At 70.5% G+C, this 11,886-nt stretch carries 9 protein-coding genes; 2 read left to right on the forward strand and 7 right to left on the reverse strand.

The window, feature by feature from the left end:
* Positions 1–414: 414 nt before the first annotated feature.
* From CLV30_RS20785 to CLV30_RS20805, 5 genes are read right to left on the reverse strand one after another with little or no spacing between them, the layout of a single operon-like run.
* The gene (locus CLV30_RS20785) at positions 415–1,869 is read right to left on the reverse strand and encodes an HAD-IG family 5'-nucleotidase (RefSeq protein ID WP_106539158.1); all 1,455 of its coding nucleotides are present in this window, start codon (positions 1,867–1,869) and stop codon (positions 415–417) included.
* A 21-nt stretch (positions 1,870–1,890) separates the two neighbouring features.
* On the reverse strand, positions 1,891–2,733 hold the full coding sequence (locus tag CLV30_RS20790) for a carbohydrate ABC transporter permease (RefSeq protein WP_106539159.1): 843 nt from the start codon (positions 2,731–2,733) through the stop codon (positions 1,891–1,893).
* Positions 2,730–3,677: a carbohydrate ABC transporter permease gene (locus tag CLV30_RS20795; protein WP_106539160.1), complete on the reverse strand. Its 948-nt coding sequence runs from the start codon at positions 3,675–3,677 to the stop codon at positions 2,730–2,732. The genes CLV30_RS20790 and CLV30_RS20795 overlap by 4 nt, the downstream gene beginning before the upstream one ends.
* The gene (locus CLV30_RS20800; RefSeq protein WP_106539161.1) at positions 3,674–5,035 is read right to left on the reverse strand and encodes an ABC transporter substrate-binding protein; all 1,362 of its coding nucleotides are present in this window, start codon (positions 5,033–5,035) and stop codon (positions 3,674–3,676) included. The genes CLV30_RS20795 and CLV30_RS20800 overlap by 4 nt, the downstream gene beginning before the upstream one ends.
* Entirely contained in the window at positions 5,032–6,036 is a 1,005-nt protein-coding gene (locus CLV30_RS20805) for a zinc-dependent alcohol dehydrogenase family protein (protein WP_106539162.1), read from the reverse strand. Before CLV30_RS20805 ends, CLV30_RS20800 begins: the two co-directional genes overlap by 4 nt.
* Before the next feature lie 129 nt (positions 6,037–6,165).
* On the opposite strand from CLV30_RS20805, the gene CLV30_RS20810 reads away from it, so the two are divergent.
* Positions 6,166–7,164 carry a sugar-binding transcriptional regulator gene (locus CLV30_RS20810; RefSeq protein WP_211300090.1) on the forward strand — a complete coding sequence of 333 codons (999 nt, stop codon included), beginning with the start codon at positions 6,166–6,168 and terminating at the stop codon, positions 7,162–7,164.
* A gap of 84 nt (positions 7,165–7,248) precedes the next feature.
* Positions 7,249–8,490, forward strand: coding sequence for an endonuclease/exonuclease/phosphatase family protein (locus tag CLV30_RS20815; protein ID WP_205741022.1), 1,242 nt, complete (start codon positions 7,249–7,251; stop codon positions 8,488–8,490).
* Positions 8,491–8,612: 122 nt separating this feature from the next.
* On the opposite strand, the gene CLV30_RS20820 is transcribed toward CLV30_RS20815, so the two are convergent.
* On the reverse strand, positions 8,613–11,063 hold the full coding sequence (locus tag CLV30_RS20820) for an ATP-binding protein (protein WP_205741023.1): 2,451 nt from the start codon (positions 11,061–11,063) through the stop codon (positions 8,613–8,615).
* Between the two features lie 100 nt (positions 11,064–11,163).
* Entirely contained in the window at positions 11,164–11,826 is a 663-nt protein-coding gene (locus CLV30_RS20825; protein WP_205741024.1) for a hypothetical protein, read from the reverse strand.
* Between the last annotated feature and the right edge of the window lie 60 nt (positions 11,827–11,886).

The raw sequence follows: 11,886 nt of genomic DNA on the forward strand, positions 1-11,886 counted from the left end.
ACAAGGGCGTGACAGCGCGGATAATGTCCGATTCAAACGTCCTTGACCGATCCTGACGCCGTCATTCGAAGAAATGGAGCTGAGATTTCGGCTTTTCCCTTGCATGTATTCGGGAATTGCTACACAGTCATTACATGACCTACCCGGTCGTCCGGACCACGAGCTTGGATCTGGTGGGTCACGATGTCGAATACCGCTGCCAAGGAGACTGACATGCATCTCGCTACCGGCCTGGTGGACTCGCTCGTCGAACTGCTCAATGGCTTGTTGGAAGGCGTCGCAGGGCTGTTGTGACCCGCTTTCCGATCATGTAGGTCTATTTCCCGAGAGGTGGGCGCTCGGCGGCTCCCCACCCGCGCCGCCCGTACGCACCCGGCATTTCCGCCCGGTGCGTACGGGCGGCGATTCTTTGTGTCATGCGGGGTATTCCACCGGGTGTTCCGGGGCGTGTTCCGGCGCCCGTTCGATGGGGACGACGTCGTGCGGCAGGCTCGTCCGCGCCGCACGCAGGAACGCGTACGGCGTCCGGCGACCCAGGTTCGCCACCCGCGAGGTGTAGACGTCGGCGTACTTCTCGACCTGCCGCGCGAACAGGCTCTTGTCGTTGCCGGCGCGCATGAGCGGGCCCCAGGTGGCGCTGCCCAGCTCGCCGGCGGCGCGGGCCAGCGGGGCGATCCGGTCGTCCAGCTGGCGCAGCGCTTCCCGCAGCGCGTCGAGCGTCTCGCGCCCGGCCGGCTCACTGCCGTCGCCGGGCGTGCGCAGCCGGGAAAGCCGCGCTTGCGCGAGACGGTCCTCGAGCTCGACCTTCTCCGCCATCAGCCGCCGCAGCTCGCTCTCGTCCGCGGCGAAGCGGGCCGCGGCGGCGACCTCGGCCTCGAGCTCGGGCATGATGAGCGCGGTCCGCCAGCGCAGCGCCGACTTCGTCACGTGCACGTCACCGAACAGATGGTCGCCGACGTAGAGGATCTCGTCGCCGGTGAGCCCGAGGCTCTGCTCGACGTGGTGCGCGCCACCACCGTGGTAGATCTCGCCGGTGCGGAACGGGCCACGGTGCGGGGTCAACAGACCGCGCTCGGTGTCGACCACCTGGAAGGCCGGTTCGTTCTCGGAGAAGAACCTCGGCTTCGCCGCGGACACCACGACAATGTCGAACAGGTCACGCCAGTTGCCGGACGGGACGTGCCGGTCGAAGGCGTAGCTCATCATCGAGCTGGTGTAGGACCATTCGCTGTTCGTGATCAGCAGCAGCCGCTTGCCGGCCAGACGCTGGTCGATCAGCGTCTGGGCGGTGTCGGGGTCGAGGTCGCAGAACCGGTCCGGGTCCGCGACGATCTCCGCCTTCAGCGCCCCCGTCGTGTGCGACTCGTCGAGGGCGCCGGAGACGATGCGGTACAGCTCGTCGTAGCCGAGCGGACCGGTGATCACCCCCGCGTCCAGGCGGTCGACCTGCTGGGCGTACAGCGCAGCCTCGGAGATGGAGAACAGCGTGTTCATGAAGCGGAACCGGGGCTCGGCCAGGTCTACCGTGACGCCGGCGTAGGTCGTGCGCAGCTCGTCGAACGACAGCTGCCGGGTGCCGTGCTGGGCCTGGATGACGTAGCCGAACCGGGTCGCCTTGACGAGGTTGCCGAGTTCGAGGTCGATGACGAGGCCCTGCAGGTACAGGTCGGGATCGAAGACGAGGTCGTCGACCGGGAACCCGCCGGAGGCGAGCACCCGGCACGCGTGCCGGAAGGCCGCGTGCTCCCACTCGTCGGTGCGGTAGTGGATGAGGGTGTAGTCCATGTCGTACCCGATGGCCCGCACCGACCGCAGGTTCAGCGTCCGGTTGGCGTAGACGTCGCGTTCCGGATCGACAGCAGAGCTCATGGCACCGACTGTAAGGCGAGCTCACTTGATCGCGCCCATCGACAGGCCACGGACGAGCTGCTTCTGCGCCGCCCAGCCGGCCAGCACCACCGGCAGCGACGCCAGGGTCGCGGCGGCCGACAGCTGGGCCCAGTACAGGCCCTCGCTGGTCATGAAGCCCACGAGGAACAACGGCACGGTCGCGGCCTGGGACGCGGTGAGGTTGACGGCGAAGAAGAACTCGTTCCAGGCGAAGATCACGCAGATCAGCGCGGTGGCCGCGAGGCCGGGCGCCACCATCGGCAGCATCACCTGCGTGATGTTCTGGCGCAGCGTGGCCCCGTCCATCTGTGCGGCCTCCAGTACCTCGGTGGGAACCTCCTGGAGGAACGAGCGCATCATCCACACCGCGATGGGCAGGTTCATCGCCGTGTACAGCACGATCAGCATCCAGACGTTGTCCAGCGCACCGATCTGCCCCGCGATGACGTAGATCGGCACGATCACCGCGACGACCGGCAGCATCTTCGTCGAGATGAAGAAGAACAGCACGTCCTTGGTCCGCTTCACCGGCCGGATGGCCAGCGCGTAGGCCGCCGGCACCGCGAGCAGAAGCACCAGCAGTGTGGACACGGTGGTGGCGAACAGCGAGTTCAGGAAGTACGTCCCGGCGCCGGCGTCGAACAGGTTGCCGAACTGCTCCAGCGTCGGCTCGAAGAACAGTTTCGGAGGGTCGGTGGCCGCGTCGGTCTCACGCTTGAACGCCGTCAGGACCATCCAGAACACGGGAAAGAAGAACAGCAGGCCGATGAACCAGGTCAGGACGGTGAGTGCTCCGCCGCCGCGCCGACGGGTCTGCACGGCCGTGTCGAGGGCAGCCATCATGTCTCCTCGGAGAACGTGCGGAACAGCATCCGGAGCGCGAACGTGGCGACGACGATGGTGCCGATGACCACGACCACTCCCATGGCGGCGGCCTGGCCGATGTCGAAGCCGAGGAACGCGCGCTGGTAGATGTAGAAGGGAAGGTTGGTGCTGGCCGTGCCCGGGCCACCCTGGGTGAGGATGTAGATCTGGTCGAACGTGTTCACCACGTAGATGGCGCCCAGCAGCACGCCGAGTTCGATGTAGCGCCGCAGGTGCGGCAGCGTGATGGCGCGGAACATGCGGGTGGGGCCGGCGCCGTCGACCTGGGCCGCTTCGAGCACGTCGCGCCCCTGGCTCTGCAGGCCCGCCAGCACCAGCAACGTCATGAACGGGGTCCACTGCCACACCAGGGCGCCGATCACCGAGACGAGCGGATACGAGCTGGTCCAGTTGACCGGGTCGATGCCGACCAGCCCGATGACGTAGTTCACGATGCCGAACGCAGGGTCGAGCATCGACGTCTGCCAGATCAGCGCACCCGCCACCGGCATGACCAGGAACGGCGTGATCATGAGCGTCCGCACCACGGACTGGCCCAGGAACTTCCGGTCGAGCAGCAGTGCCATCCCGATCCCGAGCGCCATCGCGATCAGGACACAGCCGCCGGTGATGACGACGGTGTTGAGCGCGGCCTGCCGGAACACCCGGTCGGTGAACACGTCCACGTAGTTGGACAGCCCGACGAAGTGCTCCGAGCCCGGGTTGACCAGGTTCCACGAGTTCAGCGAGTACCAGACGGTGACCAGGAACGGGATCTGCGTGGCGATGATCGTGAAGATCAGCGCCGGCATCAGCGGCGCCCGGCGGCGCCACCCTTGGCGGCGCGCCGACATGGCCGCGGGTGGTTTCTTCGGCACGGCCGGTGCTGGTGGTGGGCCGGCCGTCGCGGTGTCCGCGCTCATTCGCCCTCCTCCTGCTGATAGGACTCGCCGACGGTCTCCGCGTAGTTCTGCGACTGCTCGAGCGCCTCCTCCACGCTGATCTGGCCGGCGATGGCGGCGGAGATCTGCTGGCCCACCCGGGTGCCGAGATCCTGGAACTCCGGGATGGCCAGGAACTGGATGCCTTCGTAGGGAACCGGTCGCGTCATCGTCGTGTCCTGGTTGGCATTGCGGATGGCCTGCAGCGTGGGCTCCGCGTAGGCCTCGGCGACCTCGGCGTATTCGGGGATCTCGTACGTCGACTGCCGCGCTCCGGGGGGTACGCGTTCCCAGCCGTACGCCTCGGCGACCGTGTGCGCGTACTCCTTGTCCGTCATCCAGGAGATGAACTCCCACGCCTCGTCGGCGTGCTCGGTCGTGGACGGAATGGCCAGCGACCACGTGTACAGCCAGCCGCTGGCCTCCGTCTCGACGACCGGGGCCTGGGCGTAGCCGTTGAGGCCGGCGGTGACCGAGTCGTCGGGGCTCTCGACGACGTTGACCATGGACGTCGCGTCGTACCACATGGCGGTGCGGCCCTGGCCGTACCGAGTGGCGCATTCGGCGAAGCCGGTGGTGGCCGCCCCTTCCTGCCCGTGCTCCTGGACGAGGTCGACGTAGAACTCGACCGCCTCGCGGACCTCCGGCGAGTCGAGCTGGGCGTTCCAGTCCTGGTCGAACCAGCGGCCGCCGAACGTGTTGATGACGGTGTTGAGGGGTGCGAGGTTCTCGCCCCAGCCGGCGAGTCCGCGCAGGCAGATGCCGTCCATGTCCGGCCGTGCCTGCTCGACCGCGGCGGCGCGGTCACGGACCTCCTGCCAGGTCGGCTGCTCCGGCATGGTGAGGCCGGCTTCGTCGAAGATGTCCTTGCGATAGACCAGGAACGACGATTCGCCGTAGAACGGCACCGAGTACATGTCGCCCTCGTACGACAGTGACTCGCGGACCGGTTCGAGGAAGTCTTCGGTGTCGTAGTTCTCGGTGGCGTCGGCGTACGGCTGCAGGTTCACCAGCCAGCCGTTCTCCGCCCACATGCTCGTCTCGTAGTTGCTGACCATCACGACGTCGAACTCGCCGCCGCCGGTGGCCACGGACGCGGTGATCTTCGCCCGCGACTCGTTCTCGGGAAGCGAGACGAAGTCGACGTTGATGTTCGGGTGTTCCTCGGTGAACTGGTCGGACAGCGAGATGGCGTCGGTCATCTGCGGGTTGGAGACGATGGCGACCACGATCGTCGTGGCGTCGGACGAGCCGGAGGTGAGGCTGCCGGCTCCGGCGCAAGCGGTGGTGAGGGCGACGGCCCCGAGGCCGGCGGCTATCCGGATGCGCCGGGCTCTCATGCCGGGCCGTCCGTCCGGACGACCTGAGCCTTGATGGTCCGGCCGGAGCGCATCATCTCGAGGGCGTCGGTGAACTCGTCCAGGGCGAAGGTGTGCGACACGAGCGGCTCGGTGCGCACCACGCCCGCGGCGACGAGGTCGAGGGCGTCGCCGTAGCTGTGCAGCACGGCCATCGAGCCGACGACGGTGATCTCGTCGTTGTAGATGCGGAACGGGGAGAGGGTGACCCGCGCGTCCTCGGCGGCCACGCCGAAGATCTGCAGCCGGCCGCCGCGGTCGAGCGAACGGAACGCGTCCTCGATGGCCGGCGGTGCGCCGGTGACGTCGACCGCTGCGTCGAACGCCCGCGCCGGTAGCTCGTCGACGCCGGTGGCGACCTCGGCCGCGCCGAGCTTCTCGGCCAGCGGCAGCTTCGCCTCGGCCAGGTCGACCACGCTGACGCGCGCGCCGCCGGCGGCGAGCAGCTGGGTCAGGATCAGGCCCATGGTGCCCGCGCCCACGACGAGGATGCGCTCGCCGGCGTCGACACCGAGCCGGTGGACACCGTGCACGGCGCACGAGACCGGCTCGACGAGCGCGCCCTGGGCGAAGCTCAGCTGGTCGGGCAGCCGGTAGCAGTTGGCGGCCGGCACCGTGACGTACTCGGCGAACGCGCCGTCGACCGTGTCGCCGGTGGCGCCCCAGTTCTCGCAGAGGTTGCCGCGCCCGCGCCGGCACTGCCGGCAGTAGCCGCAGAACAGGGACGGGTCGACCGCGACCCGGTCGCCGACGGCGATGCCGGTGGTGACGTCGTCGCCCAGCTCGGTGACGGTGCCGGCGAACTCGTGCCCGGGAACGATCGGGTAGGGGCTCGGTGGGAACTCGCCGGCGGCGATGTGCAGGTCGGTTCCGCAGATCCCAGCGGCGCCGACCCGCACCACGACCTCGCCGCGCTCGGGCCGTGGCGCGGGAACGTCCCGGACGTCCACGGTGCCCGGCCGGTCGATGACCGCAGCTTTCATGGAGCCTCCTCTCGTAGCACGTGCTGCACAGATGAGCTATTTTTACGCTCAGATGTGTTCACTACTTGTATCGTGTCTCCCGGTGGTGGTCAAGAGTTCGCCGGTCAGAGATATGCGAGGATCGCGAGGATGATGGCGAGACGGGGGAGACCGCCCGGCGACGGCCGTCACACGCACGGTCCGTCGGAGCTCGTCCTCGCCGGCGCGGTCGCGCGGCGGCACTACCTCGACGGGCGTTCGAAGGTCGAGATCGCCGACGAGTTCGGCATCTCCCGGTTCCAGGTGGCGCGCATCATCGCCGATGCTCGGGCCAGGGGATGGGTTCGGGTCGAGATCACGCTGCCCGGGCACATCGACGACGAACTGTCGCTGCGACTGCGCGACACGCTCGGCCTGGGCAGCGCGGTGGTTGTCGAGGCGCCGAGCCAGCCGGACTCGGCGACCCGGGAGGAGGTCGCCGGCGTGGTGGCCGGCCTGCTGGACGAGCAGGTCAGGCCCGGCCAGGTCGTCGGCATGACCTGGAGCCGGACCATCGAGGCGACGGCGCGCCGGCTCGAGCGCCTGGTGCCGTGCACGGTCGTGCAGCTGGCCGGCTCACTCGCGGTGCCGGGCTCCTCGTCGGGCACGGTCGAGGTGGTGCGCTCGGTCGCGGCGGCGGCCGGCGGTGAAGCGCTGCCGATCTACGCTCCCCTCGTGGTCGAGGACGCCGCCACCGCCGCGGCGCTGCGGCGCCAGCCGGAGATCGCGCGGGCGCTGGAGCGTGCCGGCGCGCTCGACATGGCCGTCGTCTCCGTGGGCGGCTGGGGGACCGGGCTGTCGACGGTGTGGGACGCGGTCTCCGATGCCGAGCGCACGGACGGGCTGGAACACGGCGCTGTGGGCGAGTGCAGCGGCCGGCTGTTCGACGCCGAGGGAAACGACGTCACCGGCGGTTTCGACGACCGTGTCGTCGGGGTGACGCTGGACCAGCTGCGCGCGACTCCGGAGGTGATGGTCACCGCCTACGGTGCGCAGCGGGCCGAGGCCTGCCTGGCGGCGGTGCGTGCCGGATTCGTCACCACGCTCGTCGTCGACACCGCGCTCGCGACGAGGGTGCTGGACATGGTGGGCGCCGCGGACGCACCGTAGCCGGGTGGTCATGTCCCGGTCAGGTGGTGTTCGTCCGGTACGTCTACGCTCGGCAGCCGTCCGCCGACCCTCGGGAGGAAACACATGCGCATCACGCCGCTGCTGGCGTCGCTGGCGATGCTGACCGCCGCGGGTGGCGCCGCAACCCACGCCACCCCCGCCGGAGGACCCGCCGGGACGAGCCCGCCCGGTGAACCGCCGGAGGTACGCGTCGCCACCTACAACGCGAGCCTGAACCGCGCGTCCGAGGGCGAGCTGGTCCGCGACCTGTCGACCGGAGACGACCCGCAGGCGCGGGCCGTGGCCGAGGTCATCCAGCACACCCGGCCGGACGTGCTGCTGCTCAACGAGTTCGACCACGTTCCGCGGCAGCGTGCCGTCGACCTGTTCCGCGAGAACTACCTCGAGGAGCCGCAGCGCGACGCGGAGCCCATCGACTATCCCTACGCCTACACCGCGCCGTCCAACACCGGAGTGCCCAGCGGGTTCGACCTGAACAACGACGGCACGGTGGGTGGTGGCGACGACGCGCTCGGCTTCGGCGCGTTCCCCGGTCAGTACGGGATGGTCGTGCTGTCGCGGTATCCGATCGAGACCGGCGACGTGCGCACGTTCCGGAACTTCCGGTGGCGGGACATGCCCGGGGCGCTGCTGCCGGACGACCCGTCCACCCCGCGTCCCGCTGACTGGTACTCGCCGGCCGAACTCGACGTCGTGCGACTGTCCAGCAAGTCGCACTGGGACGTCCCGGTACGGGTCGGGAGCAGGACGGTGCACGTGCTCGCCTCGCATCCCACGCCGCCGACGTTCGACGGTCCCGAGGACCGCAACGGGCTGCGCAACCACGACGAGATCCGGTTCTGGGCCGACTACGTCCGGCCCGGCCGCTCGTCCTACATCTACGACGACGACGGCGTACGTGGCGGGTTGCGGCCGGGCGCGTCGTTCGTGGTGATGGGCGACCAGAACAGCGACCCGCTCGACGGCGACTCCGTCGACGGCGCCATCGGCCAGCTGCTGGACCACCCGCGGATGTACGACCCGCTGCCGATGTCGGACGGCGCGGCCGAGGCGGCGCGCCTGCAAGGTGGCGCGAACGACGAGCATCGCGGCGATCCGCGCTACGACACGGCGGACTTCGCCGACGACCCGGCGCCGGGCAACCTGCGCGTCGACTACGTGCTGCCGTCGCGGCAGCTGCGTCCGGCCGGCGCGGGGGTGTTCTGGCCCGAGCGGTCGGACCCGCTGTCCGAACTGACCGGCGAGTACCCGTTCCCCACCAGCGATCACCGCCTGGTCTGGGCCGACCTGCGGGTGCCGCGGTAGATGTCAGGCCGTTGTCAGGGCGGTGTGGCTGTTCCGGATCCGCCGGTCGCGCCATCGTTGGACATCCGGTCGGCTGCCGGTCTCGAGGGGGGCAGGATCCGCAGCCGGCCGGGTCGGGTGCGTCACCCGGGCAGGTAGCCGTCGGCCACCGCGTGCAACGGCGTGGCGTGCCCGGCCGCCCACACCCGCTCCAACGTCTCGGCGGACAGGTTGTCGCGGACCATGCGCAGCGTGTGCTTGATGGCGGCCCGTTCGCACGCGGGCACCGGCACGCCGATGGCGTCGCGCGCCGCGGCCGCCGCCGCGAGCAGGAACCCGGCGTACGTGTGGTCGCCGCGCTGCGTGGCCGCGGCGGCGAGCGCGTCCAGGACGCTCGCCGCCCGCCACCGGTCGCCGAACTCGAGGTGCTCGGCCAGGCTCTCGTCGAGCAGCTGGATCGCGCGTTCCGGTCGCTGCTGGCGCAGCGCCACGGCGCCGAGCTGGTTCAGCGACCATGCCACCCCCTCGCGGTAGCCGAGCCGCTGGGCGCGCTCGAGCGCGTGGTGCAGGAACTGCTCTGCGGCATCGAGGTGGCCGCGGTAGAGCGCGATCACACCGAGGTCGATGTGCGCCCACGAGACGCCTTCGCCCTCGCCGACCCGCTGGAAGTGCTCGAGTGCGGCGGTGGCGTGCTCGTGCGCGGCCTCGAAGTCCTCGCGCAGCCAGGAGACGAACCCGAGATGGTGGCGTGACCACGCCGTGCCGGTGGCATCGGACCGCCGGGCGTAGATCTCGCGGCTGTGCTGGTGCAGCGCCATCGCGCGGTCGTAGTCGCCGTGCTCGCGGGCGACGCTGCCGAGGTGCCGGAGCACCAGGGCGGCGCCGAGCTCGTCGCCGGCGCGCTGGTACAGGCTCAACGCGTCGTCGAGCCGGCGCAACGCCTCGTCGTAGTCGCACTGCAGGAAGGCGAGATAGCCAAGCCCACGCATCGCCTTGGCCCTGCCGGGCAGCTGCCGCGGGTCCGTCACCTCTCCGGCGACCTGCAGCGCCGTCTGCAGCCAGTCCTGTCCCTCGGCGTAGGTCCCGCGCAGGTAGAAGTAGCGCCACAACGCACCGGCGAGCCGGACGGCGTCGTCGCCGTGCCCGTGGCTGACCGCGCGGCCGAGGGCGACACGCAGGTTGTCCAGCTCGGTGTCCAGCCGGCGCAGCGCACCGTCCTGGTCGCCGCTTTCGAGCACGGCCTCGGCACGTTCGGCCAGATGCACGAGGTGGCGCTGATGACGCAACTCGACCTCGGGCCGGCGGCCGCTGTCGTCGAGGCGGTTCTCGGCGTACTGGCGGATGACCATGTACATGCCGTACCGCGCCTCGGCGCCCTCGCGGTCCACGACGATCAGCGACTTGTCGATCAGCCGGCCGGTCAGGTCGAGGACGCGGGCGCGGCAGGTGTGGTCGGTCTCGGCGCAGCACACGTCCTGCGCGGCGGCGAGCGTCCAGCCACCCGCGAAGGTCGCGACGTTCTCGAAGAACTCCCGCTCCGCCGGGTCGAGGAGGGCGTAGCTCCAGTCCAGGGCGGCCTCGATGGTCTGCTGCCGCCGGTGTGCCGTGCGGCTGCCGCCGCTGAGGATGCCCGACGACGCGGTGAGCTCGGCGGCGATCTGCTCGACCGTCAGCACGTTCACCCGCGCCGCGGCGAGCTCGATGGCCAGCGGGATGCCCTCGACCTGCCGGCACACCCGGCTGACGTGCACGAGGCGGTCCTCCGGCAGCTGGATGCCGTGGGCCCCGGCCCGGGCCAGGAACAGCCGGACGGAGTCGGTGTCGTGGATCTCGTCCGGTTCCGCTCGGGACGGCGGTACCGGCAGCGGCCGGACCTCGCGGACCACCTCGCCGGGGACGCGCAGCAGCTCCCGGCTGGTGACCACGATCAGCAGCCGGGGGCAGCGGCGCAGCAGAGCGGTGGCCACCTGGGCGCAGGTGCCGACGACGTGCTCGGAGTTGTCCAGCACGAGCAGGACGCGCCGGGCGCCGATCTGTTCGGCGATCGTGTCGAGCTCGTCGCCGTCGGAGCCCGGCCGCACGCCCAGCGCAGCCGCGACCGCGTCGGTCACCTCGGCGCCGTCCGGCCGGTCGGCCAGGCTCACCCAGCAGACGCTGTCGTCCAGACCGGGCTGGACGGCGTCGGCGACGGCTACCGCGAGCCGGGTCTTGCCGACCCCGCCGACCCCGGTGAGGGTCAGCAGCCGTACCTGTTCGTCACCGAGCAGCCCGCGCAGCTCGGCCAGCTCGGCGACCCGGCCGATGAGAGGGTCGGCCTGCATCGGAGGACCGTGGACCTCGTGGGCGTGCCCGGCCGCCGGGCCGTGCAACGACTCGACGAACTCGGTCCACTGGCCGTCGTCCAGGTTCAGCGCGCTGGCGAGTAACCGCACCGTCAACGGGCGAGGTGCACGTCGCCGCCCCCGCTCGAGCGCGGCGACGGCGTCGGCGCTGAGACTGGCGCGTCCGGCCAGCTCCTCCTGGGACAGCCCGGCCGATGCCCGGTGCCGCCGTAGGAGACTGGCGAAGTCGTCGCCGCCGTTCACGGTTGACACGCCGATGGACCTCCGAGGGGACTCGGGTACATCGGCCGAATCGTACCGCCTCGCGTTCCGTCGGGGGAGGTCGTTGCACCGGTCCCGGCGGCACCCGTGTCTACGCCTTCCAGATCTCCGCGGTCGCGAGGAAGGCACTGGACGACGGACGCTGTGGCGTTCCGCCGCGCACCACCGACCCAGGGAGCCGGCGCCCACGGACGTGCACGGCCGCGTCCGCACACGGGGCGAAGAGGTTGCTCAGACTGTGCACCCGGCCGCCGAGGTCGAACTCGTCGGTCTCGAACGTCCGCCGGTGCAGGACACCACGCATCCGGACGTCCACGTCGCCGGCCCGGGCGTGCATGCCCCGCCGCAGGTCGATGTCCACCCGGACGGGGCTGTACTCCACCCGTGGACGCGGCCACGGCAACCCTTCGACCTCGGGAAAGTAGCGGACGAACGCGCTTTCGAGCCACTCGGCGAGCTCGCGGTGCCGGCTCAGGACGCGGACCGAGCCGTCGTGCCACAGGACCACGGCGTTACCGGTGCCGTGGGTCGACCAGTCCACCTGCCACACCGAGGCGAACACGCTGACGTCGTCGCCGTCGAACAACCGCAGACCGGGGTTGGCCCCGACCAGCAGCACGTCCCGGTCGGCGGGATCGGTGCCGGTCGGTGCCGCCGCGGCGGCGATCGCCGGCAGGCCCGCAGCACCGGCCAGTCCGCCGGCGCCGGCCATGACCAGCCGCCGGCGGCTCAGTGCGAGCGAATCGGATGTCATCTCCATGCCTCCTGGGGTCGGGTTCGTGATGAGCGACCCGAGTGCACAGGAGGCCGACGA

Origin of the sequence: Haloactinopolyspora alba, from assembly GCF_003014555.1 — a bacterium.
Classification (GTDB): domain Bacteria; phylum Actinomycetota; class Actinomycetes; order Jiangellales; family Jiangellaceae; genus Haloactinopolyspora; species Haloactinopolyspora alba.